Source organism: Candidatus Lokiarchaeota archaeon (genome assembly GCA_014730275.1).
Lineage (GTDB): Archaea > Asgardarchaeota > Thorarchaeia > Thorarchaeales > Thorarchaeaceae > WJIL01.
Map to the genome: position 1 here is coordinate 42,964 of WJIL01000014.1, position 26,038 is coordinate 69,001.

Below are 26,038 nucleotides of genomic sequence, written 5' to 3' on the forward strand. Positions count from 1 at the left end.
GACCTTCCAGGAGACGCATCCAATGACAAGACAAATGAGACGCAAAGACAAGCAGATGGAAAACAAGCAGGAAATCCAAGAAATTCTCTTGAAAACGAAGTACGTAACAATTGGCATGTGCAGGGATAACGAACCGTACTTAGTTACACTGAGTCATGGCTACGACAGGGACAAGAACTGTATCTATTTCCATTGTGCATCGGAAGGTAAGAAAATTGATTATCTCAACTCAAATCCCATTGTTTGGGGCCAAGCTCTGATTGACAAGGGGTACGTCAAAGGCGCATGCGATCATCTGTACGTTACTGTCCACTTCCGTGGAGAAGTTCACTTCCTTGACTCTATTGAAGAGAAGGACAAAGCTCTCAGAGTGATGATTCGTCAACTCGATGATAACCCGAAGAAAATCATGTCTGAACAACTCAAAGAGGAATCTATTAGAAATGTCACAATAGGCAGAATTGACATCGAATATATTTCTGGCAAAGCCGCAGAAGAAGTGATCATCTCATTATAGCAAGGACATCTCACGGAATCACATCAATTAATCTCATATCCTCACTCAATGCTAATCCATCCTCGCGAAACCAATAAATCATCAAAAACTTAGATTGTGCATTCAGGAAAAGCCTATTAGATTAGGATATCATACCTCTTAGAGGACAGAGTTATGGTCGATTACGAAGTCAGTAGTAAGATGTTCAATGATGACATCCTCATCATAATAACCGTCAAAGGTTTGTTCACTATCGAGGATATCAAACCGATTGCAGCAAAATTTGCATCAACTGAGGCTGAGATCGACGAATCCCAGGGCTTTCATCTTCTCTGTGAGATCCTTGAGTCCCAAATCGTAACAGAGGATGTTCTTGATGTGCTATACGAGACTACATTTAGCGGGAAAACAAAGCACAAACTCGGACGATGTGCATTCGTAGTCGACAATTCAGCCACAAGATCGAGAATCAATTCCTGTCTGCGGAAACACGGCGTCGAAAGTATTGGTATCTTCACAAATAAGGGAAAAGCCATGAAAGAATTGCTCGAGTAGTGGAGCAGATCCAGGGGTGATTCTCAAGTAGTATCAGACCACCCCCGGAGTGGATTAGTCACTAAAACATGTCATAAGACACAATTTCGTCAAGGGGTCTTCTGTTGCTCGTTTTCTCCTCATCGGGATAACCCATCGAAACCGAACATACTACTCGGAATTTATCTGGAATTTCGAGGACTTCCTTAAACTTGTCTTCGTAAGGAGTGTCTCGCACGCCCATCCAACAGGTACCGAGACCCTGGTCGTACGCAGCTAGAAGCATGTTCATTATGGCATTATGAGGATCGCAGAGATGATACTTCTGATGTCTGTCAGGATCTCCAAGAGCAACGATAACAACCGGAGATTCTGCCATGAATCCTCCGTAACTGTGAATATCTGCTAATTTCTTGCGAGTATCTTCATCCGTTACCACAATGAAATGCCAAGGTTGTTTGTTTGACGCTGAAGGCGCCCAACGCCCCGCCTCCAAAACCTTCTCGATTTTCTCTTGTTCAACCTCTTTGGATTTGTAGCTTCTGATGCTCCGCCTATGGCGAATCGCTTCCAGTGTATCCATTTTCATCACATTCACTATTGCTAACCGCGGCCTAATGAAATCATTCCTATACCGAAGAATTCCAATCTTCTAAGAAAGAATGTAAGAGCTGGCATAATAGAAAATGCCAGCTCAACTAAAAACACTCTAACTCAGGACCTCCTCCTTTTCATAATGACCACCATGATAACTACAACTACCGCAGCGGCACCACCAACCAAAATCATCAACAGGGGGTCAAAAGCGGTTGGGGGTGGTATAGTTGTTGTTTGTGATGTGGTTGTGGTAATCTCTCCGTTCATCACTTCGGTTCCACGAATCACGACATGATGCTCGCTGTGAACGTAAGAGAAATGAAGTATCGATGCGCTTTCATTGATTTCAACCTCATATACGGTTTCTTCTTCATCGATAAGTACCTCCCATTGACTTGGTTCAGCATATAGCAGGTCCCGGGGTATTGTGATATTGCAGAAACCCTGAGTGCCGTCAGGCCCAACAATGTCGAACTCTATAGCCCCTTCGTCTTCGATGAAAGTTGGATTGGTTACTTCAGAGGTACTCCGGAATCCAATACTGTATTCTAAGTCTGGGATAGTCCATTGGAAAATGTTCGGGAAGATGTTTGGGTCCAGTGGGTCTGAACGAAAATCAATTTCCCAGCCATCGTTGTATCCATCGCCATCCGTGTCTTCCAGAACACAGAGTGTATGGTTAATCAAGTGGCTGTACCCCCGATAGGTGGTATTAGCGTCACCTAACGTTGACGATGTGTAACCAGGTACTACCCAGTGTACTTCGTAGGCATCAGACAATGAATCATTATCAAAGTCCGTATCGATGCCATCAAGATAGGCATCGCTATTTTGGTCTGCGTTAAACATGTCAGTACCGAGAGGATGCCATGGCCATGCGGGGTCTTGGTACTCATGGACTTCAAAGCCGTCGTAAATGCCATCATCATCGGAATCATAATCCAACACATTTACGATTCCATCCAAATCATAGTCACCAAGCGGGCCATGACTAGGATTACCGCTTTCACTCATCCGTTCGCTACAAAGTACTACTTCCTCGTGGTCAGTGATACCGTCAGCATCCGTATCATTGTTGAGCGGATCCAAAGAGACCTTTATTGGGCCTTCATAGGCTATGTAATCAACCAGTTCCTCGTAATCCGTGAGACCATCAAGATCGCTATCTGGGTGAAGCGGATTCGTCCCATTCATGAGCTCATAGTAATCATTTAGACCATCGAAATCACTATCTATCTCTGTTGCGTCGGTGAATCTCTTGTTCTCTGGCATCGATGTATTGGTTGTTATAGTGAAGTTCGCATCTGCATCAAAGGTCTCGAAGGTTTCGTTTGCGACAGACACCGGGACAAACAGCTCTGTCCAATCATCGAGGCCGTCCATATCAGTATCTTGCACGAGCATGTCGGTACTGGATTGTACTTCCTCCCAATCACTGACGCCGTCTCTGTCGTAGTCTAGGTAATGCCAGATATCGGGGACGTTTTCCCAGGTATCAGTGAACCTGTTCTCCATGTAGTCAATCTCATCGACGTCAGGCCAGTTATCTGCATCGGTATCATCTGTAAGTGGAGACAATACAATATCCTTTTCCAGACCATCATCAAGCCCATCAGAATCTGTGTCGGCTTCTGCCGGATGTGTCTGAAAGCGAGCACGATATGGGTCCGGTGCGGAATACAAAATCTTGGGGATATAATCATCGTCTTCTTCTTGGATTGGTTCGTCTATTTCAGTCGAGCCGGGAGCAACCCTCCTGTCCAAGGCCCAGTTCCAGCCAAAGTATTCCTCGCCGTCCGTAAGGCCGTCATCGTCGCTGTCTGGATCATTTGGATCTGTGAAATAGGTTACATTGCCTTGATACAAGATATAGAGTGACCCTTCTTCTACTTCTGTTGGATCAGCCAAACCATCATTGTCAGTATCTCGCCGAAGAGGGTTCGTCGAATAATCATGGACCTCGGGACCGTCCCACAGCGAGTCCTCATCGGAGTCTTTCACCAATGGAAAACTGCCTATTTCGACCTCATGCCCGTCAAGAAGCCCGTCCTCATCGGTATCGTTATTCAGCGGGTCAGTTCCTATCCTCAGCTCAAAACCATCCAACAAACCATCATTATCGATATCCGAGTTATTGAGATAGTGGAGAGACGCAATGGTATCATTTGAAATTCCTCGCGTCAGGTTGAAGTACTGGACTTCTCGCCCGTCCGGCAAGTAGTCATTGTCTGTGTCGGGTTCTGAGCAATTGGCATGGAAGAAGAGGGCATCTCTAGTATTTTCTATACCGTCACCATCGGAATCTTCCGATACTGGATTTGTGCCTTCATTGTATTCAGTAGCATCAGTTAGACCATCACTATCAGAGTCATTATTTAATGGACTAGTTGGAGTGGGATTGAGTGGTTTGCAGTCTGATAGACCAAATGGCCATTGTACCCAAGTGTTACCCTGTATCTCTCCATAATCAGTGAAGTCGCCCGGGTTGCCGTTGTTCATTACAGCATTCTGTTCAGTAGTACTGATTACTCCATCATCGTTAATGTCAAAGTCCCCATCCGTATCTATATCCGTTGGATCTGTGCCATAAAGAAATTCCTCGCCGTCCAGTAGTCCTTCTCCGTCAACGTCAGGGTTCAGTATGCTCAGAACCGCATCAGGGATAGGATACTCGTTGACCCACCAATCGTACTCGAATTTGTCCATTAGGCCATCGGAATCTGAATCATTCTTGCATGGATGTGGATGTGGGCTCTCAATGTCGGGGCCTCCAAATATCCATTCTTCCAAATCTGTGAAACCATCGAAGTCAGTATCTTTCAGCGAAGGGTCAGTCTTTATGATGCCAGCCCAATGCACGCTATTCATTCCTTTGAGCTCTTGCTTATCATTGAGTCCATCGTTATCGCTATCGGTATCCATGATACAAGGCTCACCATCGTTGTCATAATCAGCCAATGGGTCAAGTCCAGCTGCATAGAAGAGGGCCAGTTCTTCGTAGTCATTTAAGCCATCGTCATCTGTGTCATTATCAAGCGGATTAGTGAAGTAGTTCAACAACTCATTACCGTCGTACAGGAGATCATTGTCAGTGTCCGCCAGCGTTGGATCAAGGCCCATAGAAATCTCCAAGTCGTCCCAAAGCCCATCATCATCAAGATCTAAATTGGCATGATTCTGGTTTGCTGGTTTGCTACCACCTGAGCCTTGGATTTCAAGAAACGGGATTGTTTCCTTCCAGCTTTTTGTCACATCGAACTTGAAAATCCAGAAAAGCGATGCGTAGAACTTGAAGAATAGATTGTAGAACAAACCAACCTTGAAGGAGCTCCCCTTGTGACCAAAAGCCGCCTGGGCTAGAATTCCTGTCTTTGCTTTCAATTTCACACCAAGCTTGATGAAATCCAAGGGAAGACTGACGCCAATCGCATTTTTGATATACGAAGCTGGTGATGGAAGGCTCAGTGATATATCAAGACCAAATCCAACTTTCAGAGTCACATCCTGGCCTGAGGCCTCAGTTGTTGCGTTGTAGTTCATACCTAGTGCAAGAGAGAGGTAATTAACGAGATTGACCTTCATATTCAGGACATTCATAATTGCGGTAACCGTTCTGCCCGTTCCCGGAATCAGATAATCCAGAAATGTGGCTAGAGGGATTCCAAGCTCAAATCCAATCTCTATTGAAAGCGAACCACCCATGAAGTTGAATGGATTACCAGCAATGGTTGGATTGGCATCAGCTATTTGTTGAAGAAAATTACCAATTCGCAGTGTTGCACTTAGTTTCGGAGTAAGTTTGAGTTCAACAGAGTATCCTGAAGCTTCCATGACCTTCTTCAGACCTGTAACTTCTGCAAGGTCAAGAGCACCATCCTCAGCTTGCACCGCGAATACCAAATCAACATAATCAGGCATGTACCAGGGTCCAGAGCCGATTCGGGGGGTTACATCGAAATCCAGGGGAATATCAAAGGGAAATTCACCTGTGTTCTTGTTCCCCTTGCCCATTTCTTCCATTTCAAGTTCTCCACGATCTGTTGTTCCGCCATTCACCTTCGCTTCATCAACTTCGATATGGGTTGAATTCGTTGTGAACCAATCATTGTATTTGAAACCAGTAAGAAGCAAAAGCGACATGAAAACATCCACAATCCAGCCCCAAGGTCCACGCGAGTCAGTTTCGTTTTGCCCATAGTCTATATAGAAACCGTCTAAGGGCTCTTGAGGGTTCATAGAACGCTGGATGATTGTATTCAGATTTGTTAGAAGATACAGCGAGGTGATGTCGAAAAGGTCTTGAACAAGAGATTCCGGTACTGGATTTGCTGAATCTTTTAAGATTTGATAGATTGAACACAAAGCTCCCAGAAGAGCTATTTCAGCATCTATAGAGCCCTTCAATCCAACAACCCTGCAATGATTCACCATTTCTTCAAGAACATTGGAATAGCAGACTTGGAAGACATGATTCTCAACAGATGAATCATTCAATAGATAACTAAGCTGTTGCCATGAAAGAATATCCGAATTGATATGCATTCCACCTTCAGTCCCATGAAAGAAATAGACATTTAGCCAGGAATCAATGAGTTGTTCTTTGGCCAATGCAATCGTGGTTTCTACAGGAACTAGTTCTATTGATAGTTGTGAGGGTGATAATTGCCTTTCAATTCTCCTTGCAGCTTTTCTATTGGTTGCATCTGACGGATTGAATAGAACTCTGACCAGGTATTCATCATCTCTAGGACTAGATTCTATCTCAGAAAAAAATGGGTTGAAATCCGGTCGAACACTTGTTTCGAAGTTAAAAAAGGCTACAATCGGATTGCTCAACAGTGATAGAATAAGCAGTGAAGAGTATAATTTCACTCTCATAGCATCACGCGGCTTAAAACCTAATAGATATTCGACTATATATCCGTTGAGGAGAGAGTTTCGCGAGCAAATAACAATGAAAAAACGAGAGACTTGTCCTTAAATCGAGAGAAAACTGGTGATATTCCAAAAAGCTCTTAGCCTAAAGCCAGTAGTTCGGAAAATCAACAGCGGATGTGACCCGATTGTTCGTTAAGACAAACAAGAAATGGCTCACCAGTGTAGGTATTGACATCGGGTCAAGTACTTCGCACATCGTCTTCAGCAAGCTGCTTCTTGAGAAAGACCCAGCTAGTAGCACTGAGAAATTCAGAGTTACCGAGCGCGAAATAACCTATTCTGGACCGATTCATCTAACACCTTTTTCCGATCCAGAGACGGTAGATTTGGAGAAACTGACAGATATACTTGCAGTTGATTACGAATCAGCAGGCATCAACACATATGATATCGACACAGGAGCTGTAATCATAACGGGGGAAACTGCGAAGAAACAGAACGCAGAAACCATTGTTGAAGAAATCGCTGGAGAAGCCGGAGCATTTGTGGCTGCTACGGCTGGACCAAACTTCGAATCGGTGTTAGCTGCACATGGATCAGGAGCAGTCTCCAGAAGTGAGGTTATTGAGGGCACGGTGATGAACGTAGATATTGGTGGGGGGTCATCGAATATTGCTGTCTGCAGAAATGGACGAGTAGTTGATACCGCAGCAATCAATGTTGGAGGTCGCCTTTTAGCCACCGATTCATCTGGATTCATTGCTCGCTTAGAGGACACAGGCAAAGAGCTGGGAAAACATCTGGGGCTTGAACTTGAACTCTCCAAGAGAATCAGTGAAGACCACAAAATGACTATGGCCAATGAGCTCGCTGATACACTCTTTGACTGTCTTACAGGGAGACTGGAGAAACCGCTTACACAGCAGCTTCTCATGACTGAAGCGCTTGAGGTCACAACTGGAATCGATGAAGTTTCGTTCTCGGGCGGGGTCGCTGAGTATATTTATGATATCCATGACAAAACGTACAATGATCTCGGTACATACCTGGGCACGGCGATTAAGAAACGGGTATCTCAACTAGCAGCCAATTTTACGAAGCCAACACAAACAATCAGAGCCACTGTCATTGGAGCTGGTCAGGCCAGCCTTGAGGTTTCTGGTTCAAGTACGTTCCTATCTGCGGACATAGAGTATCCAATACGTAACTTGCCAATTGTGGTACCCCAGATTCCCTCAGGCTACCCAACGGAGAAGCAAATTGCAGCCGCCATTACAGACTCGTTAGCAAGGTTTGACATTGAGGAAGGGAAACAGCAAGTGGCACTGGCGTTCAACGGCACAGTCAAACCATCTTATGACCACCTCGCAACCTTTTCCAAGGGAGTTGTCTCCGCTCTTGAAAAGACGGTGGAGAAACGTGATCCAATCCTTATGATATTCAGCAATGATGTGGGCAACTCTGTTGGCAATGTTATGAAAAGGGAGACGGATATAGAAAATCAGATCCTCTCGATAGATGAAATATCTGTTCAGGAAGGAGATTTCATAGACATCGGGGAGCCGGTCATTGAGAATGCGGTTGTACCCGTTATCATCAAGAAGCTTGTGTTTGCTTGAATCAGGTCTCAGGAACCTAGGCTATCGATTCCAAACAATGGAAAATCTAATACGGGACTGGAAAACGATTCCAAGTATGGAAGCTCGTGTTAGGCCTCTACGTAAGGATGACATAGACGATGTGTTAGCTATATCCAAACAGATTTGGCATGGCCATGATTATGTGCCAGGTGTCATAGAAGATTGGCTGAAGGATCCAAATTCGTATACTATAGGCGTTGTAGTCGATGGGACTTTGATCGGAATCAGCAACCTCCGCTTGATTGAAAACGGTAAGACAGGGTGGATGGAAGGGCTCAGAGTCCATCCGGATTACAGGGGTCAGGGCTATGCGAATCTTCTAACAGATGGGCTAGTTGAACATGCGATTTCAGTAGGAGTTCCGCGTCTCAGATACACAACGGTAGTCGAAAACAAAGCGTCAATGGCACTGGCTTCGCGGGCGGGTCTAGAAGAAGTTTTTCGAATGATTGTGTTCTGGGCGGAAATTCCTGGTTCGATTGATGAAAGGCAATCTATAGCTATTGACCAAGTATCTGCTGAGGAGATCATAGAATCCATGGATGAATATGCAGGAATCATGCCTGCCCCAATAATTGTCTATGATTGGAAAGCCAAGGATTTGACAGCTGAATCTCTAAGAGAACTCGGAGAGGACCGCAGTTTCTGGGAAACTAAGATTGATACAGGAAGGGCGCTATCATTTGGCGGACACAGGTATGAGGAAAGTGAGGACGCATGGAGCTGCACCGTCTACTCTAATGATGAGGATCTAGCAGAAGCTCACATGCTTCATCATTTGCGTATCGCTAAATCAAAGGGATTGACAACCGTCGTGGTTATCTTGAACAGGAAATTCCAGCAGCTCGTAGAAGAGTTGAGCTGGTTGGAAGAAACCGAGAGGTTCAGGGAAGTAGTACTCATGGAACGGAAGTTGCGGGACCACTCGGACTAATGCTCTCAGTCTTACGCCGTAGCAGTTTCTTGTTCTTCTCTGTCGCTCCAAATATTGAGTCTGCTTGTGGTCAGCCTTGATTTGAGTACATATGTAAGCGGAATCGTAATTTCTTCAGGCCTTTTTGGGGGTTCTTCTCTAGGTTTCACAACAGGCTTGATTTTTCGTTCATCCGAAGTCTTCTCCGTGAAAAGGAAGGACACCTTCTCAGGATAATACAATGTAATTGCGCCAAGAACAAATAGGATTGGAGTTGGAATCGGTACCACAAGGAAGGGTGGAAAATACATGAACAAATCCATCATGCTAAAGACAAGGAGAGACCATGCAACACTGAGAATCCCCATTCGCAATGCTCGTTTTCTTGTGTCCAATCCATAGATGAATTTGATCAATCTATAGGCGAAAAACAAACGGGGGATACCCAGCAAGGAAGAATAGAACATTGTCAAAAAGGGAGGAATCCAAATTTCCAGTGAGACCAAGGAATCCAGAGAAATCGTCAAAAAAAGAGACACAAGAGAAATTCCTGGAGATTCGATGTATGGTCCTGCCCTAAAAATTCCCATGAAAGGAACAAAGAATAGGAGCATGAATATCAAATAGCTGAGTCGATGAGTGTTGAGCGATTTATCATCGGGTTGCTCAAGACCGAGTTTACTCGTAGGAAGACTGTCAACCCACTGCATGATTTGAGGCAGGATAACAAGGAAAAGCAAAGGTAAGAGGCCAAATGATGTACCGCTGATTAGACCGATGGATGGAGATCCAATAATCCGCATCTCCTGCCAAGGGGGTCTCAACAGCCAGAGTACAAAAGGAACCACAATACCAACGATAGTGGTTAGCAATATGGCCAAAAATGTATACTTCAAAGGAATGTGGCGTTCCGGATTCTTGTCGCGCAGATATGAAATTGCTAATGACGGTAATGACAGGATTACTGCTAACACAAGAACCCAGTAGATAGGATCGAAATGCGCCTGCAAGCTTAAGGGGGAAATGCTGATGTTGAAGCTTGCAAAAATCAGCTCGAAGCTAAAGGTATTGTCTTGAAATCCAAAATGGACAGGAATAGCAACAAGCAAAACGAACTTGAGCAAGGTTTTCAACGCAGGGTGCAATCTATGGTATTTCTGAGCAATGAGAGTTCGGAAGCCCTCTGTGTAGGAATCCACTAAAGGGTCATGTTGAAGCCATCTGTCTTCCTTCGTATCAGAGTTTGTTTCATCTTCAGCTAGCAATAGCTATCCCTCCACTATGAACCACCAAAGAGAAGCCTATTGAATCTGATGGATTTTCCTAGATACCCCTTCATTATGAACAATCATTCTGTGTGGATTGTATCTAGGTATCTTTCTCTTGGTTAATAGCCTCATCTCGCCAGATGTTCAATCTGCTCGTGACAATCCTTGATTTGACTAGATATGTTAAAGGCACCTTGATCTCATCTTGAGCCTTAGGGACAGGTTCTGCAGGCCTAACACTAAGTTGGATAGTTTTTTCTCTCTCAGTATCTTGTGTAAACAAGTAGCTCAAGTACCATGGACGATACATTGCAATTACTCCATAGATAAGCAAAACCGGTATTGGGAAGAAAATCATGATGGTGTAGCTTGATGGCGAAAGAAAGCGAAACACGCTAGAACAAAAAGGAATCCACGCAATGCTCAAAATGCCAATTCTTATAGCTCGCGTCTTTTTCTCCAAACCAACCACATTTCCAATCAGCCGATAAGCAAAAAGCAATCGGGGAAATCCAAACAACAAAGCAAATCCAATACCAATGATATCCCCAATTATGCATCCCACATATCCATTGAATAAGACCATAGTTGCCAATCCGGAATAGTAGCTTCTATAGTGAATATGGAAATCTTGAGGTGATAGTAGGAATACACCAAGATGTGGTATAACAAATAGCAATATGAAAACTGAATACGCCAAACGTTGTGTGTTGACAAATCTCCCCTGTTTGAATCCACGCGAACCAATTTGAGTATACTTGCTTTTTGTCCACTGAAGTAATTGAGGAAGACCAACCAATAGGAAAACCAGAATCAAACCGAATCTAGGTAGCAGCACCCACATAAGTTGCTGAACGGGCATCCATATGCAAATAATAGGAATTGGGAGAAACATGGAAAAAATGGCTGGCACAAAGTTGCTTAATACCAATGTTAGAGTTGTAACCAGTCCCGCATATCTTCCTGATACATTTTTTTCCGGGTTCCGATGCCGGAAATTTGCAATCCAGAGGACCGGAGATGACACGAGCAACAACGATCCGAATAAGAAAGGGCTCAAGTGAAGCATACCAGACGTCCTAATTGCTATAACTTCCAAGTGAATAGAGCCAAATACGAAAAGCATGTTCACATTTGGGCCATTACGTCCAAATTGAATTGGAATAAGTAAAATGAGCAGAAACTGAATCAACGTCTTGAAATGAGGATTCAAAGCTTCATACTTCTGAATCAAAACATTCCAGAAACTGCGGCCGTTGGAATCCAACAAAGGATCATATGGCCAAGTCTCCGATTCTATACCCTCTCCGCTTGATTCGTCCATTGAAGGCAATACTATCCCCCCATGTCCTCCATTCGCACGTCAAATCTACTGTACTTGATGCAAGGTCTCTGCGGCCGCTGTCATGAAATCAGCTCCTTCGAACAGGATACTCCTCGCATTCTTCACGATAATAGCAAATCGGTAAATCATGCCGAAATTGTGACTACTCCAATAGAAGAACTCTGGTTTCATGAGGAACTTATCTGCCCACTTGCTACAGAGATCATTGAATGCATCCTTCACCTTGGTATTTGAATAGGAGAGGTGCTGATATATATCAAAGGTATAGCGATACACTTCCTCACCAGTTGTCAAGTATTTGAACTTCTGCCGGAGCGAGTCTAGACGAGAACTAGAAACCTCTTGGTCCCCATATTCGATTCCGAGGAGATCGGATAAATCGTCGATGCGTACGCGATAATTCGTGACATCTGAATCAACGACATTGCTATTCGGAACCCCACGCCTGGTAAAATCAGGGGTTAGCAATCGGGTGTAATTCAATGTAATCTCTTGCACTAGCCCCTCAATATCACCAATCTTAACATAATCTCCAACCCTGAAGGGGCGAGTTGCGAGTACATATATTCCACTGACAAGATTTGATAATGACCTAGAGAAAGCTAAACCAACGGCAGTACCAATAAGAGTCGAAGCCGCGATGACCCCCTCCAGACGAAATACCCTAGTAATGGAAAGAATAACAGCCACAACGACTCCAAAGAAGATCAGTCTAATGATGAAAACTATCGAAGAAGTCGCCTCCCTCGGTACCCCAATTCTGTTGAGAGATGATTTGATGCTTCTGATAACAATCAAATACAAGACATACAACAATACGAAGAAAGGAACGGCGGCTAACAGCGCTGCATAATTCTGAAGAAAAGGTGGCAATAAGTTGCGAACGATTTCTACTAGTTGATCCCACAAAGCAATGCCCTGCAATTCAATCTCTCCAGTGAATGATATATTCATGATTTCGTCGGGTCGTTCTAATCAGATTGTATGCTAACCACGGACACGTACTATGCCAATAAGGGTGTCAAAAGGCTTTCGTCGGTCCTTCATGGCTCAAAGCGAATTCGTATACCTCGGTAACAGACCCCTGAACCAAATGGGAACTTCCGCACCATCCACCCGGTCAGAAGTTGGCATATATGGCTTGATATCAAGTACCGGAGTTCCATGAAATGCGTCTATTTGGTCGATAACTAGCCGTTTAGCCTCTTGATCTATGTCCCGAAGCGCCACAACTGTATGGCCTATCGGATTCGGTCTTGCCGGAGATCTGCATGCGAAGACGCCCGATTCTTCTACAGTTTCCTCGTCACCTTTTGGAACAACACGAAGTGTGCGCCTGCTTTCCGGATTATCCCGGCCTGAAATCCACCACAACACAATAAGATGGGAGAATCTGTCTACGTTTAGTGTTGCGTCCCAGAACGAGTCATAGATCCAAATGCATACTCTCGACTCTTCCTTTGCAACTTCACCAATGGGGCGTATTTCGATGGTCATCAGGGTTTTCTCTCCCTCGTAGTGCGTGAGATGCTATTGCTGAGGGGGTATGGAATCCAGCAATTGATGGCGGACATCCAGCTATGGGACTAGTTCTCCATATAAGAATACAACGTCTAATGAAATAAAGAAAAAGAAATGTAGAGTACAAAATAGTATGGAAGGCCCGAATTGGGCCTTCGTTGTTGTTACTTCTCCGTTATGAGGAATTCACAGTGGTTATGACCCATAGAGACGCACTTGGTTTCATCTTGCTTCAGTTCTTTCTGAATACCTTGTGCTGCCAAAAGTCCTTCAATAATGGTTGAAAAACCTGCAGTCATATAACAGTGGCCTTCATCAGCATCGGTTATGATGCCTTTGATGTAGCTCTTCTCTCCTTTGACAACTAGTCTGAATGGTTCAAGCTGGAATTCTTCAACAGTGATTCTCCCTAAACCTCGCATAGTGGCAAAGTCGAAATACGCTTGAATCTGCTTTTCGATCGGTAGTCCCTCGAATCTCTTCGCAAGGCCCTTGCCAAGCTGTCTGCCTCCTTCCGAAGACGCTTCGTAAATAATCGCGTATGCGCCGTTCGTTCCCAACGTTTCTTCCATTCGCTTCTGGAGGTTAGCAATCCAGTCTGTTGAAGCAAGCCAGAGTCTCTGACCATTGTGATATATAGCACCTTCATCAAACTCGAGTTCCGATATGAATTTCCGAAATTTCGCTTCACTCATTCTTTTGCACGTCCCAAAAATGCACTGTAATTTCGCCCTCGCCTAAGGAATATTAAGAATATCCTGTACAGATAATCATAATTATTCAATATTATTGAATATAATTAGTTTATAATGAATATTATGATTCTTGACTTCAAGGTTCCAAAGAATCTAAACAGAACAAAAACTCATTGCAGATACAATCTATTCGGATCCACTTCTGAATACAGCACTTCCAGTTCTGATTCGGTTGGCAATGGCTCCACTCGTCTTGCGTTGAGGGGCATATCAAAACCTGTTCTCTTCTCAATCTCCCCAATCTCCACCCCTTGATACCTTGCTTCAAGATACATGTGCTTGGTTGATTCATCAAAGGCGAACACCCCAAGACTCGTAATCACATGTTCGGGTCCACCGCGAATATATCCTGTATTCTCACGGCTTTTGCCGCCTCTAAGCCATCCAGGACTGGTGAGATAGTCAAGTTCCTTTACGAAACGTCTCCGTTCATGCTTCATGAAAATGATTGTTCTCCCCACGAGACTTGCTACATCACAGGCACCACCACTTCCTGGAAGACGAACACTAGGGCTCTCATAATCACCGATACATGTGCTATTCAGGTTACCATATGGATCAATCTGAGCCCCTGATAGAATCCCCACCACGTTTGGGCCTGTTCGCCTATTCTGCATAAAAGCGAAGGCATCAGCCAATCCACCGTTGCATGAAGAGCCATACATGACTCTAGGATCTGCAACACTAAGAGGGATTTCAAGAAGATTAGGATCCAAAGAACCTGTCTCAAAGAATACCACACAATCGCATGCACTTGTTTTCTTCGCGGTCATAGCCGCTAGAAGCGGTAAACCTGTACCACAGAATACTGTATCGTCGTTGCTAATGCGGCGTGAAGCCGCTATTGCCATCATGGCTATTGAAGAATATGAATCATCCAATTACTCATGCCTCCTGTGTGGGTATCCAATTTCGGGGTCTGCTCGTAATCGCTCGAGGGTTTTCTTCCCAATGTTCTCAAGGTATTCATCGAAATCAGACACAGATAAAATAGAAGAATGAAGATAGTCCTGGAAAGAAGAATCATCTTTCGCAATCTCAGTATATTTCTCCAAATATTTCATGTCATAATCATAGTATCGATGGCAGGCTGTCGGATAGGCCCCGAACGGCTGCACGACAACAGCATCAACCAAAACATGTGGCAAGAAGTTCCTGCAGGGCTCATTTCTGAGAATTTCTGAGGGCACCAGTTCTTCGCAGCTAAGTATCACTGCTTCTGAGGCTCTTGCTTGTTCGATATCAGCAAAGGACAACCCTGAAATTCTGGCTGTTCCGTCTTTTGAAGCGCTCTGTACGTGAATCAACGAAATATCAGGATTGGCAGCTGGGACTAGTAGTACTTTTTCTGCCTGCTCTGAAAAGGGGTTATCTGATGAAACACACTTTTTGAGTGGAAGGGAAGGATTTGAGTTGCGTAGCTCTTGAGAGAAACCCCATTTCTCTACAATATCGGTTGAGATGCCCGAATACGTTGGCAGAAAAGGGACCCCCATTGCTCCAGACATGAATCTAAGAGTCATATGATAGTTGGAATAATCCTCAATCTCAATATCGCCATTTTCTACGGCCTGGCGGAATCTAACACATGTCGAAGCGAGTCGCCCATTCGCTCCATATGCGATTTCTACCATACTAACAGCCTTTGACCCAATGAGAAGATCAAGAGCCTGACTGCCTGAATGCATCATTACATGGAGGTTTTCGATTTCTTGGCGAACAATTTCATGGGTGAGAGCCATGGGATTCCTATTGATGGTGAATCCACCAAAGGAAATACAATTGCCCGAGTGAACGAAGTTGGAAACCGCTTCTGAAGCTGAAAGGACTTTGTCAGAGGATGACATTATTGAAGGGCACCATAGGGTTAAGAAATATGCTCCAATACATCAGTTTCGGTATCAACAAAACATTCGAAGAACGTACACACCCACGCGGTTTAGCTATTAAGGAGGCCCAAAGCCCACTTGAGTACAGAATTCAAGTTATGCCTAAACGATTTGCTCATAATGATAGCCATTCAATACTGACACAATAACTATAAGAAATGTACCACCGATACAAATCTTGAATTGAAGGTCGAAATAGTCAGACAGGACGCCTAGGCTGTTTATGGTCAGGCTATTGGCCTTCCATTGAGGTTCCGATGATGACCAAAGAGACGCCAAAGATGACACCACGTGATAGGGATGAAGCTGTTGTGGGCAAACTCACCGCAGGTGTGCTGCATGAATTCAGAAATCTCCTTCAGGGGATTATTGGATTAGCAGAGATGCTGGAAACAGATGAAGCTCTTCCTGAGAAATCCAAAATTGGAATTAAAGCAATAAGACGATTAGGTCAAAATGCCACATCACTGATTCAGGATTTCGGGGTTCCTGGCAAACCACGTCCATCTGCTCCAAGAGAAAAGGAAGACATTGATGCTGCTGAATCTCTAGGAGAGAAGGAACCACCAGAAGAGGAGAGATTGGCTGTACTTGTTGCTGAAGATGATCCGATGGTGCTTAATGTAGTTACAGGAATGTTGAAACATTTGGGATATACAACACTTGAAGCTAAGAACGGCGAAGAGGCATTTGAGTTGTATAACGAAAACATCAATCGGATTGGAATGGTGATTTCCGACATGGTTATGCCAAAGATGGGAGGCATGGACCTGGCGGAGGAAATCCTGTCGAAGAATCCCGATGAGAAAGTAGTCGTGATGACAGGATACCTCAGAGAGGATTTGGAAATCGATCCAGATGATTTTGGTCTTGCGGGCTGGTTAGAAAAGCCCATGACTGCAGAGCGCTTGAAACAGCTGGTACAATCAATCATGGGATAATAGAGGCGTGAGACTAATCAGGACGCCTAACCAATGAGTTCATTCGCGATTCTGGTAAAGGTGTCTTGCACATTCTTCCCTGTCTTGGCACTTGTTTCCATGTAATCCCATCCCAGCGATTTGGCATATTCCCTTGCTTTGTCAGGAGACACCTCTCTTTGTGAATCCAAGTCCGCTTTGTTACCAACGAGAATACCAGGTAACGCATCATGCTCATGTCTTTGCAAAGCCATCTGCATACCTTCATACCACGATTGAAGAGAATCATAGCTCTGGTGGTTTGCTATATCATATACCAGGACAGAATAATGAGCATCTTTGTAGTAATATGTTCGCAAGTCCGTGAAATCCTTTTGGCCCCCAAGATCTACAAGAGTGAGAATAACTTGTTCATCTTCGTTAATATCAATAACTGCTGCGCTGAGATCCACGCCAACCGTAGCTTGATACTGTTCGTCGAATTCATCCAAAAGAAGTCTGCGAATAAGAGATGATTTGCCTACACTTGCTTCTCCTACAAGCAAGACCTTGAAAGAGGAGACTGTCATGCTTTGTTCACCTTGCGGGTATTTTTATCATCATGAAATAGCGTCATTTCTTGTTTCACCATGTTCTATTCTTCCTTGATTCGGAGCTTGATAACGAATACGGCACCCTCGTTCTCATTCTTTTGATCTGCGAGTTCGATAGTTCCCCCGTATGCTTCAATCACCCGACGGCTGAGATACAAGCCTAGACCAGTACCTTCTGTCGTTGTACCCCGTTCGAAAAGTTCCTCTTTGATTTCCTGGGGAATACCGGGACCATCATCCGCCACTCGAATTTTGATGTGGTTATTCGTTCGACTCGCTTCAATTCTCATCTCTGGATTTGGACCTGCATACTTCACAGTGTTTCGAATCAGATTATTGAATACCATGGGAAGCAGCCTTCCGCTAACAACTGTTGTCATAAAAACATCTGGGTCAATATGCAATTTGCATTCCAATTCTACATATGTTCGCGTAGCATATGACCAAATGTCTTCGAGAATGGGGGCAATTTGCCTTGAACGGGATTTCTCAGGACTGCCGAAAAGGTCCAGCAACTGAAGCATACGGTCAACACCCGCAAGATTCGCCTCAACATACTGCTTAATCTCTTCATTATGAGATGCTAACATTCCAATGATTTCTGTGTTGCCAGATATCACCAAGAGATCATTTCTGAAATCATGTCGTAGAAGCGACCCATAGAGATCCAAGTCTTGATTCGTAGCAACAATATCGGCCATTGCTTCTCGCCATTCCGTAATATCAAGAAATGTGGCAAGAATAGAAAGGGAACCAGAACTGCCAAGAGTGGCCATCGAGAGGTCAAGCCAAACAATCTCGCCATCCTTGCGAATGAAACGTCCTTGAGTACGTACTGAATCTGTTTCTCCCCTAAGCAGAGAGCCCATTTGGCTCAAGATCTCATCTCGATCTGTCCAGTGAATGCTCGATTCCAGTTCTTCCGGGGCTAACGACTTCAGTTCCTCTTCTTCATATCCAAGAATATCTGCAGCTGCAGGATTTACGAGAGATATCTGATTTGGAGGACCCTCAATCAAGATAATACCCTGCAATGATACTTCGAAAAGAGATTCATACTTGATTTGTTTCGCAGCCTGCTTTACCTGTGTTTCATCCCATCCATTTTGAGCCTTGGTGCTCTCCAAATTTGAAAGGTCTCGGATTATGGAAAGAAAAAAAACTTCTTCACTTTGGTTTATCGATACAAGAGTAACTTCGATGGGAAAGACTCTGCCACTGCTAGACTTGGCATGAGTTCTAAAGACCGCATTGCTTTGAGTTGAAGGATTGTTGTATATCTCCTGAGAAGATTCCCGTCTAGATTCTAGAGCCTTGAGCTCAGTGGTTTTCATCTGTAGAAGCTCTTCACGAGAATATCCGAAAATCTCTACAGCTGCAGGATTGCTATCAATAATCTCTTGGTTTTGATTCTCCAGAATGATAGCTTCTTCCACATTTTTGAATAAGCTTCTATAAGTTCGCTCTACCATTATGGGAACATCCGTCTTGCCAAGAGTATCGATATTGAATCCACTATGAGGAAAGTTCGAACGAGCTAAGAATGAAGTGGAAACAACGGTAAATAAGGTTACTCAGTTGCAATGCTAAAATGGATATAATATACGTAATCCAGCTCACATTGGTAACTCAGTTTTTTGCAGGGTTCCTTCTTCTGTATTACGGATGAATATCATACAGAACCTCGCAACCACCCACTACATTCCTGAGCAGAGTTACAGCTTCTTGTGCAGACATATTCAGATTGTTGCTTTCTGCCATTACCATGATATCATCGTCATCATCAATCACAAATTGCACACCATCAACCTTCCAAGACGCCTTGAGCATCTGCACAGCTAGTTCATTTCGGTCTTCAACAGCGAATTCATAGAAATTGGAAAATGGTGCTAGGAAGTAAACCCAGCTCTCATCGCGATTAGTGAAAATACTCACTTTGAGATCATCAAAGTTATCTGTTTCCCAACGGGTAAGTATTCTATCATTATCGTAAGTGTATTTGATGCCGAGTTCATCGAGTAGTCCTAAGATGTTATGCAATATATCCAATAGGCAGCACCTTAAACAGCTGCATAACCCCCCAGCATATTAGGATAATTCGGGTGGACCTGCCTTCTTCAAGGAAGAATCCTACGAATCTCCAGCCAGTATTTCAGCTTCTCTTGGTTGAGCGAATAGGAATCCAAACGAAACATTGAATATCATAAGAGCCATGCTTCATTGAAGTCATGGATTCTAGCTACGGGCTTCATTGAGTTTGTCTTCGAGACTTGCAAGCTCTACAAACTTTTCCCAAGATATCATATCGATACCGTATTTGCGTGCTTTTTCCATTCGTTTTTCACCTGGGTCCTCAGCTAGGACCAAGTATTTCATGCTCTTGATGACGCCGCTCGCCATTTTATACTCCGGTTGAATAAGTTCCTTAAGTTCACTCTTTGTTACGCCTTCTACTTTGCCGGTTATGTACACTTTCTCAGGCATTACAATAAACCCTCATTTTCTATTTCTCATGAGAATATATAAACATAGCATCAAATCGTATTAATCCCAATTATACCACCAAAGACGTTTTATCGGCCTTTGAGCTTCTAGGAGTTCTAATACCAGAGGAGAACATCATATGACTGAGAATGAGGAGTATGAACCAGGTAACAAGGTTGCATATGGTTTTGGCGCATTTGCGGATATAGTCGCATATCAAGTCTTTACGTTCCTTGTTTTTACATTCTATTACGCTGTTGTCGGGATTGACATCGACCTGGTTACGCTTGGATTTGTGCTGTGGAGTGTGTGGAATGCCATAAATGATCCACTATCAGGACTCATATCGGATCGGACAAATACAAGATGGGGACGGAGAGTTCCGTTCATCGCGGCTGGAGCCATACCTCTTAGCCTGCTGATGTTCTTCATGTGGACGCCTCCTACTGGCAATGTTATCTGGTCTTTTACCTACTTCCTCATAGCGATTTGTCTATTCGATGGAATCTACACTGTCTATAGCCTTAACCTTACAGCTCTATTCCCTGAAATGTATCTGAATAAGGAAGAGCGAGCTTCTGCAAATAACATCAGACAGATTTTCAATATTTTCGGGCTGATAGTCGCGTTCATTGTTCCGACTCTGTTGATCTCTGACTTGTCCGCAAAAGATACTGCTGTTGATGTTGTTTTAGCAGAGTATCGATTCGCAGGGGTGGTAATTGCAATTATCGTGCTCATTGGAGCCCTCATCACTGTCAAATGGGGGATTTCGGAACGCGAGGAATTCTCAAAGGATTTCCTTTCCGTGCCAAATGTAACCGACGCTTTCAAGCACACGCTGGGCAACAGGAGCTTCCAATGTTTTCTTGTAGCAATAACTGCCAACTGGTATGTCTTCGGGTTAATACCAACAATAGTTCCGTTATATGGGCAGTTCGTTCTCGGAATAGGAGCAGGACAATCTATATTGCTGGGCGTTCTCCTCGCTGCAGCTTTCCTATCGGGAGGCGCCTGTGTCAGCCTTTGGAAGTACGTGGTTAATCGCTGGGAAGATCTGAGGAAGGCATGGATAGCCAGTATGGTCCTTTGGATTGCAGCACTCATTCCATTCATACTCATAGAGAACGTAATAGTAGCACTCATTTGCTTCGTGCTGAACGGGTTTGGATTGTCTGGCAGCCTCTATCTCAAAGACCTGGTCATTTCAGATATCGTGGATGAGGATGAACTGAAAACTGGAGTGCGAAGGGAAGGGGCATTTTTTGGAATGAACGCTTTGATTATGCGATTCTCCGTAATCATGGTATTCCTGAGCATCAACATGGTGTTCAATAGTGTTGGCTGGAAAGTCTTCACACCTGATCAAGCTACTCCTGATGTTCTATTCGGTCTCAGACTGCTGATGTCAGTATTTCCGTGTATTGCTCTGTTCTTTGGTATCATCGGATTCTCACGGTATCCCTTGGTTGGTGAACGGCTCAAGAGAGTGAAACAGGAGCGTGACGGTCTACACAAGGAGAAAGCAGGGGCAGTAGAAAGGGCACCCAAACCCACCGAAGTTCCTGACGAGCCAGATGAACTAGAAAGCGCAGAATGACCGCCGAAGTATCTCCTCTCGGTGGTTATAGCCACCTTTTCGAAAGTCTCAATACTGTCAAAGCTCTTAGTAGGATACTAATCAGACCACCAATGGAGGAGAATGAATGACAGTCCCAGCCAAATCCAACAAGGCGATACAGAGACCCTTAATCATTATCTCATTTCTGATGCTTTATGCGGCCGTTTCATTGCCGGTGATATTCAACCCATCTCTGAAATGGACGTCATCAATTGTTCGCTTTGCTGCGCTTACCGGATTCGTATCTTTGTTTCTTGCAACCTTGACCTCAGCATTCACGCGGCAAATCTACCAGATTTTTTCGCGGCCGTTTATGAAAATCCACCATGTATTCGCAGCAATAGGCCTAATCCTAATCACGATCCATCCAGCCGTATTGGCAATCGTAAGTATGGATGTGAGCATATTCTTGCCGGATATCTCTTCACTGGGGAGCTTTCTAGCACTCGGTGGTCGTCCCGCCCTTCTTTTGGTTTATGTCGCTGTCATTGCCGTTTTCTTAAGAAGGAATATTGTTAGCTACTGGCGATTCGTACATGGGCTCGTGTATGTGGCCTTGGTTCTTGCATATATTCACGGTATCTGGATAGGCACCGACCTTGCCGATCCGTTCGTGGCAGGGCTTTTCACAGCAATGTTGGCGATTAGCTTTCTCGTCCTTTTCTATAAGCGGTATATCGCGTGGAAGAGGAGAAGATGAACAGATAGGAACACAAGCCAGAGTATGGCTTAGGCGTGACCTGATGCCCTTGGTTAGTCCAAATACGTGGGCTTGGTTTCGCGTCCTCATTTCTTGGTGCTTACATCCCGACCATTCCTTTCTTGTTTCTTATTCCCAAAAAAGAAAAAGAAGGGGGAAAATCCCCCTGTTCGTTGGTTCTAGTAGAACCTGAAGTGTATTGCATCGGGGTCGAACCATGCGTTACCCGTTTGCCCAGAATACCTGTAGAAGTCTGAGTATCCCGACAATTGACATTTTATCTTGACGCCAACGTAGTTCCAGTCGTAGGGATCTATTTCTTCTGGGGTCACATGTATGAACTCTTCATCATAGAGGATTTTCCAGCTGTCTGGAGTGGAACAGTGTTGATTATTCTTGATACCGCCGCTTACCGAGTCTTGTGCTTCATACGCACTCCAACCTATGTAGTATGGAGTGGAAGTGCTCATATCCATGACAACATACTCGAGATGCCATGAAGCGGAGCACCACAATTCTGCACTGATGCCATAATAGAAGTCAGACTCGACTTTCAATTTAACATGTGTCAGCGATGTATCTTGGGGTTTGATTCTTATGATGACTATGTATTCTATGCTGTCGCCGTCCCACCAATCCGATTCACCCTTAAGAAAGAACTCTCCATAGGACTCACTAACATCAACATGACTCCAAATTCCGTCGTCGTAGCTACTTTTGATCCAAGCATAATAGTCACCTGGATAAACAGTTCCTTGGTCAGCTGTGAATCCTGGTGGTTCTGATGCAGAAATTGGTCTAACCATCAGGAAAACTATACCTAAGATTACAGCTAAACTTATGATTGATTTACGTCGTCTCAATTCTCTTACTCCCTGCTTGTCCAACTAGGACAAAAGCACATTTATTATAATGTTTTTTTTATAAGTTTTATGGACATGAGATTTATATTGAACCACTAATCCCTCATATCTGATTGTGGGCGTATCAGCATGAAATCTGAAACGAGGGTAGAAGACGAAACTGATAATCGGTTGCCAAAATGTGTAGCAATCATACTGGCGATTTTTGCACTTATTCTTCCGTACTGGATGCTAATCGAGCTCGGATATAATCCCTCATTTGTTATGTGGGCGGGTACATGGATATTCAAAATTTACGAAAGCGCAGGGACCTGGCATGTTTATTTTAGCGTCATCTTCATTGATTCCAGCTTAAACGTCCTAGGTCTTCTTTCGACCATTGCAGGCCCCCAGCTGATATTCGCCTATTTCATGTATCGACTATATTCTGGGAAGACTTCAGCCAAGAAAGCATTTGCAATTGGCGGCCTCGGTGTCATTCCGCCAATCTTCCTTACTATTCCGGGCCTCTTCATAGCCCTAGTAACTCCGGGTTATCCATACATATATCCAATCATCCCAATACCCTTGACTCTCTTCCTGGGTTATGCTCTTGTAAAAAAATATCCTCCGCCTGAAACCGTTCCGGAATGGCTCCAATAGAGATGAAACCAAAAACACACCTATTCATTGGATTACAAATCCTTAGGTTGCTAGTTATTGCTAGTCAACGTGTTTTCTCTATTTTTGAACTGCATGAACCCACGCTGTTCTATCTCTTCCCCGCTAGGATCACTGCTGACACGCTATTAGAAAGCCAGTGGATCAGCATGTACGGTGTCCGTATTAATCGGAAGAGGATTTCTCCAACCGTCTTGGTTGGCTGCCTCTGTCGTTGGTCCAATCGAACATTCGGACGATAGTGAGCTCTTCCATAGTCTTTGTCACCGAATGGTCATAATCAACCAACTCATCTTTTACGATTTCCCAAAGAGAGTCTATTACATATGTAATTAACAGCCACGGAATTCCAAGATTTGTTCATCTTTCTTGTGTGGAAACAAGCCACTCTGCTTGATGGGATAATTACACCTCACATCTTTCAAGTGCGTGGGTTACAATCGTTCGCTAGATTACTCAAGTCCCAGCAAAGGCGAGCTTGGCGCTAGGCCTGTAGATTCCCTTCTCTTGAATAAGCGATTACTTGGACTGAATTTTGTGGTTGTGTAATATTTTGGTAACTTGAATTAGTTACAATCATGTGAGATTCTGTTCACTCCAGATATGTGGGCTTGGGCACATCCCACCAACCATAGACGGGTGATTCTGACGTTGGATGTTCGCGATTGACCTCCGTAACGACAAGTGCAGGTCCATCGATGGACAAAGCCTCCTTGAGGGTATTCCCAACCGCATCTGAAGAATCAGCAAATTTGGCCCAACATCCATATGCTTCGGCCATTTTCACCCAATCTGGCGAAGTGGGTTTTCCATCCTTCTTAGACAGGAATTCAGTTGCGTAGCCTCTTTCCTTCCCGTAAGCATTCTTCTGAAGATCTCTGATGCTAATCCAACCCTGATTATCTGCTAAGACAACTCGAATCGGGATATTGTACTGGACTGCTGTTGCCAGTTCTTGCGAGGTCATAAGAAAAGAGCCATCGCCTTCAACAGCGACAACCGTTCTTTCAGGTTCAGCCAATTTCACACCCATCGCTGCTGGAAGTCCGAAACCCATCGTGGAGAATCCTCCTGATGTGATATGAGTTCCGGGTTCATAAATCGGGAATTCCTGGAATAGCGCAGCTTGGGTATGTCCAGCACTTGTGACGACATACGCATCTCGTGGAAGAACAGCTCGGATTTCAGCCAGTAAACGGGAAATGGTCATTGGTTCGTATTCTCGCTGTTTCTTCAGTTGAGTGAACCATTCCTGTTTCTTTTTTCGCAGTTCCTGGACAGTATCCGAAGTCTTGAAATCGGGATGCCTAGCCCCTTTCTCATCTAATTTGTTCAACATCTGAGAAAGAGCGGCTTTCACATCTGCGACCAAGGGGATAGCAACTTCGTAGTTTTTTCCGACTTCATAAGCATCGATATCAACTTGGATGAATTTTGTTTTCGAACCCTCGAAGCTCACACCAGGCTTATAGCTGCTTGTCGTTTCATCAGCAAACCTGCAACCCAGTGCTAGGAGAACATCTGCATTGCTTGTCAGCTCATTACCTACTGGAGAGCCTTTTGTACCAGGATAGTATCCAAATAGATCGTGGTCCTCAGGGAATGCTCCTTTACCAGCCATGGTGGTTACAACAGGAATCGCCATTCCCTCAGCAAGAGACTGGAGCTCCTTTATCGCACCAGAGTGAAGGACCCCACCACCTGCTAGGATTGCAGGATTCTCGGCTGCCAACAGTATATCAACTGCCTCATCTATTTTCTCAGGATTCGCATAGGGACGATAATCACCACGCTTCGCGACAGGGTCGTCAAATAGCTCAACTTCCATGCTCTCCGATTGCATATCCATGGGCAAGTCGATGTGAACCGGTCCAGGCCTTCCACTTGTAGCTGCTTTCCAAGCGTTATGCAGAACCCAAGGAATCTGCTCCAGACTTGAAATCTCGTAACTTTGCTTCACCACGGGTTCGAGAATGGACGCGAAGTCGTTCCAGTGTGAACGCTCGATTTCCTGCAGAACTCCATGGCCTCTCCAGCGGACATGTGTTGAGCCTGTAATCACAATCAATGCGCTTGAATCAACATAGGCTGTTGCCACTCCGATAGTTGTGTTGCAGCCTCCAGGACCAATGCTCGTAAATGCAACCATTGGCTTCCCTGTTACACGGAAATAAGCATCGGCCAAATGTGCTGCACTCTGCTCATGTCGAACCTGCACAACATCAATTCCATGCTCGTAGAACGCATCTACGAGTCCAAGACAGCCGTGTCCAGGGATTCCCACTGCAAAGGGGGTGCCCTGTGATTTCATGTACTTAGCGATCATTTCTCCGCCTGTTAGTCGTTCTTTTGCCATTGGCT

At 44.4% G+C, this 26,038-nt stretch carries 23 protein-coding genes; 8 read left to right on the plus strand and 15 right to left on the minus strand.

The genetic code is table 11. From position 1 onward, the window contains the following. The first annotated feature begins 22 nt into the window (after positions 1 to 22). Entirely contained in the window at positions 23 to 517 is a 495-nt protein-coding gene (locus tag GF309_01990) for a flavin-nucleotide-binding protein (protein ID MBD3157535.1), read from the plus strand. A 153-nt stretch (positions 518 to 670) separates the two neighbouring features. Further along, entirely contained in the window at positions 671 to 1,051 is a 381-nt protein-coding gene (locus tag GF309_01995) for a hypothetical protein (protein ID MBD3157536.1), read from the plus strand. A 61-nt stretch (positions 1,052 to 1,112) separates the two neighbouring features. Here the strand turns inward: GF309_01995 and GF309_02000 are convergent, their stop codons facing one another. Next, the gene (locus GF309_02000) at positions 1,113 to 1,619 is read right to left on the minus strand and encodes a nitroreductase (protein ID MBD3157537.1); all 507 of its coding nucleotides are present in this window, start codon (positions 1,617 to 1,619) and stop codon (positions 1,113 to 1,115) included. A gap of 125 nt (positions 1,620 to 1,744) precedes the next feature. Continuing rightward, on the minus strand, positions 1,745 to 6,499 hold the full coding sequence (locus GF309_02005; protein MBD3157538.1) for a hypothetical protein: 4,755 nt from the start codon (positions 6,497 to 6,499) through the stop codon (positions 1,745 to 1,747). Positions 6,500 to 6,681: 182 nt separating this feature from the next. On the opposite strand from GF309_02005, the gene GF309_02010 reads away from it, so the two are divergent. Then, positions 6,682 to 8,124, plus strand: coding sequence for an ethanolamine utilization protein EutA (locus tag GF309_02010; GenBank protein MBD3157539.1), 1,443 nt, complete (start codon positions 6,682 to 6,684; stop codon positions 8,122 to 8,124). Further along, complete coding sequence (locus GF309_02015; GenBank protein ID MBD3157540.1) at positions 8,075 to 9,079, plus strand: GNAT family N-acetyltransferase; 1,005 nt, start codon at positions 8,075 to 8,077, stop codon at positions 9,077 to 9,079. Before GF309_02010 ends, GF309_02015 begins: the two co-directional genes overlap by 50 nt. A gap of 11 nt (positions 9,080 to 9,090) precedes the next feature. Here GF309_02015 and GF309_02020 read toward each other — a convergent pair whose 3' ends face one another. The 7 genes from GF309_02020 to GF309_02050 form a co-directional block, all read right to left on the minus strand. Further along, a complete protein-coding gene (locus tag GF309_02020; protein MBD3157541.1) occupies positions 9,091 to 10,323 on the minus strand; it encodes a hypothetical protein in 1,233 nt (410 codons plus the stop codon). 103 nt (positions 10,324 to 10,426) lie between these two features. Then, positions 10,427 to 11,659: a hypothetical protein gene (locus GF309_02025; GenBank protein ID MBD3157542.1), complete on the minus strand. Its 1,233-nt coding sequence runs from the start codon at positions 11,657 to 11,659 to the stop codon at positions 10,427 to 10,429. A gap of 36 nt (positions 11,660 to 11,695) precedes the next feature. Continuing rightward, positions 11,696 to 12,625: a mechanosensitive ion channel gene (locus GF309_02030; GenBank protein ID MBD3157543.1), complete on the minus strand. Its 930-nt coding sequence runs from the start codon at positions 12,623 to 12,625 to the stop codon at positions 11,696 to 11,698. A gap of 96 nt (positions 12,626 to 12,721) precedes the next feature. Continuing rightward, positions 12,722 to 13,168, minus strand: a complete 447-nt coding sequence (gene tsaA, locus GF309_02035; GenBank protein MBD3157544.1) for a tRNA (N6-threonylcarbamoyladenosine(37)-N6)-methyltransferase TrmO — start codon at positions 13,166 to 13,168, stop codon at positions 12,722 to 12,724. A gap of 188 nt (positions 13,169 to 13,356) precedes the next feature. Next, positions 13,357 to 13,887: a hypothetical protein gene (locus GF309_02040; protein MBD3157545.1), complete on the minus strand. Its 531-nt coding sequence runs from the start codon at positions 13,885 to 13,887 to the stop codon at positions 13,357 to 13,359. 170 nt (positions 13,888 to 14,057) lie between these two features. Continuing rightward, complete coding sequence (locus GF309_02045; protein ID MBD3157546.1) at positions 14,058 to 14,801, minus strand: ketoacid-CoA transferase; 744 nt, start codon at positions 14,799 to 14,801, stop codon at positions 14,058 to 14,060. Positions 14,802 to 14,828: 27 nt separating this feature from the next. Then, the gene (locus tag GF309_02050) at positions 14,829 to 15,794 is read right to left on the minus strand and encodes a CoA transferase subunit A (GenBank protein MBD3157547.1); all 966 of its coding nucleotides are present in this window, start codon (positions 15,792 to 15,794) and stop codon (positions 14,829 to 14,831) included. Positions 15,795 to 16,093: 299 nt separating this feature from the next. On the opposite strand from GF309_02050, the gene GF309_02055 reads away from it, so the two are divergent. Next, the gene (locus GF309_02055; protein ID MBD3157548.1) at positions 16,094 to 16,777 is read left to right on the plus strand and encodes a response regulator; all 684 of its coding nucleotides are present in this window, start codon (positions 16,094 to 16,096) and stop codon (positions 16,775 to 16,777) included. 26 nt (positions 16,778 to 16,803) lie between these two features. Here the strand turns inward: GF309_02055 and GF309_02060 are convergent, their stop codons facing one another. The 4 genes from GF309_02060 to GF309_02075 all read right to left on the minus strand — a co-directional run bounded on the left by GF309_02060 (position 16,804) and on the right by GF309_02075 (position 19,833). Then, a complete protein-coding gene (locus tag GF309_02060; protein MBD3157549.1) occupies positions 16,804 to 17,325 on the minus strand; it encodes a GTP-binding protein in 522 nt (173 codons plus the stop codon). A gap of 65 nt (positions 17,326 to 17,390) precedes the next feature. After that, on the minus strand, positions 17,391 to 18,821 hold the full coding sequence (locus GF309_02065; GenBank protein ID MBD3157550.1) for a PAS domain S-box protein: 1,431 nt from the start codon (positions 18,819 to 18,821) through the stop codon (positions 17,391 to 17,393). Between the two features lie 187 nt (positions 18,822 to 19,008). Next, entirely contained in the window at positions 19,009 to 19,398 is a 390-nt protein-coding gene (locus GF309_02070) for a hypothetical protein (protein ID MBD3157551.1), read from the minus strand. 186 nt (positions 19,399 to 19,584) lie between these two features. After that, positions 19,585 to 19,833 carry a hypothetical protein gene (locus GF309_02075; GenBank protein MBD3157552.1) on the minus strand — a complete coding sequence of 83 codons (249 nt, stop codon included), beginning with the start codon at positions 19,831 to 19,833 and terminating at the stop codon, positions 19,585 to 19,587. Positions 19,834 to 19,972: 139 nt separating this feature from the next. Between GF309_02075 and GF309_02080 the strand changes: the two genes are divergently transcribed. Both GF309_02080 and GF309_02085 read left to right on the plus strand, forming a co-directional pair. Continuing rightward, positions 19,973 to 21,433, plus strand: coding sequence for an MFS transporter (locus GF309_02080; GenBank protein MBD3157553.1), 1,461 nt, complete (start codon positions 19,973 to 19,975; stop codon positions 21,431 to 21,433). 106 nt (positions 21,434 to 21,539) lie between these two features. Continuing rightward, positions 21,540 to 22,154 carry a hypothetical protein gene (locus GF309_02085; GenBank protein MBD3157554.1) on the plus strand — a complete coding sequence of 205 codons (615 nt, stop codon included), beginning with the start codon at positions 21,540 to 21,542 and terminating at the stop codon, positions 22,152 to 22,154. A gap of 179 nt (positions 22,155 to 22,333) precedes the next feature. On the opposite strand, the gene GF309_02090 is transcribed toward GF309_02085, so the two are convergent. Continuing rightward, positions 22,334 to 23,017, minus strand: coding sequence for a hypothetical protein (locus GF309_02090; protein ID MBD3157555.1), 684 nt, complete (start codon positions 23,015 to 23,017; stop codon positions 22,334 to 22,336). Between the two features lie 129 nt (positions 23,018 to 23,146). Here GF309_02090 and GF309_02095 point away from each other — a divergent pair, with 129 nt between their 5' ends. Further along, positions 23,147 to 23,659, plus strand: a complete 513-nt coding sequence (locus tag GF309_02095; protein ID MBD3157556.1) for a hypothetical protein — start codon at positions 23,147 to 23,149, stop codon at positions 23,657 to 23,659. A 610-nt stretch (positions 23,660 to 24,269) separates the two neighbouring features. Here the strand turns inward: GF309_02095 and GF309_02100 are convergent. Next, on the minus strand, positions 24,270 to 26,033 hold the full coding sequence (locus GF309_02100; protein MBD3157557.1) for a thiamine pyrophosphate-binding protein: 1,764 nt from the start codon (positions 26,031 to 26,033) through the stop codon (positions 24,270 to 24,272). Between the last annotated feature and the right edge of the window lie 5 nt (positions 26,034 to 26,038).

Bases quoted from the DNA above. Each gene is read 5' to 3' on its own strand.
- GF309_02060 (MBD3157549.1), bottom strand. From the start codon at position 17,325: ATGACAGTCTCCTCTTTCAAGGTCTTGCTTGTAGGAGAAGCAAGTGTA.
- GF309_01990 (MBD3157535.1), top strand. From the start codon at position 23: ATGACAAGACAAATGAGACGCAAAGACAAGCAGATGGAAAACAAGCAG.
- GF309_02065 (MBD3157550.1), bottom strand. From the start codon at position 18,821: ATGGTAGAGCGAACTTATAGAAGCTTATTCAAAAATGTGGAAGAAGCT.
- GF309_02095 (MBD3157556.1), top strand. From the start codon at position 23,147: ATGAAATCTGAAACGAGGGTAGAAGACGAAACTGATAATCGGTTGCCA.
- GF309_02085 (MBD3157554.1), top strand. From the start codon at position 21,540: ATGACAGTCCCAGCCAAATCCAACAAGGCGATACAGAGACCCTTAATC.
- GF309_02080 (MBD3157553.1), top strand. From the start codon at position 19,973: ATGACTGAGAATGAGGAGTATGAACCAGGTAACAAGGTTGCATATGGT.
- GF309_02100 (MBD3157557.1), bottom strand. From the start codon at position 26,033: ATGGCAAAAGAACGACTAACAGGCGGAGAAATGATCGCTAAGTACATG.
- GF309_02045 (MBD3157546.1), bottom strand. From the start codon at position 14,801: ATGATGGCAATAGCGGCTTCACGCCGCATTAGCAACGACGATACAGTA.
- GF309_02050 (MBD3157547.1), bottom strand. From the start codon at position 15,794: ATGTCATCCTCTGACAAAGTCCTTTCAGCTTCAGAAGCGGTTTCCAAC.
- tsaA (MBD3157544.1), bottom strand. From the start codon at position 13,168: ATGACCATCGAAATACGCCCCATTGGTGAAGTTGCAAAGGAAGAGTCG.
- GF309_02055 (MBD3157548.1), top strand. From the start codon at position 16,094: ATGATGACCAAAGAGACGCCAAAGATGACACCACGTGATAGGGATGAA.
- GF309_02075 (MBD3157552.1), bottom strand. From the start codon at position 19,833: ATGCCTGAGAAAGTGTACATAACCGGCAAAGTAGAAGGCGTAACAAAG.
- GF309_02000 (MBD3157537.1), bottom strand. From the start codon at position 1,619: ATGAAAATGGATACACTGGAAGCGATTCGCCATAGGCGGAGCATCAGA.
- GF309_02030 (MBD3157543.1), bottom strand. From the start codon at position 12,625: ATGAATATATCATTCACTGGAGAGATTGAATTGCAGGGCATTGCTTTG.
- GF309_02040 (MBD3157545.1), bottom strand. From the start codon at position 13,887: ATGAGTGAAGCGAAATTTCGGAAATTCATATCGGAACTCGAGTTTGAT.
- GF309_01995 (MBD3157536.1), top strand. From the start codon at position 671: ATGGTCGATTACGAAGTCAGTAGTAAGATGTTCAATGATGACATCCTC.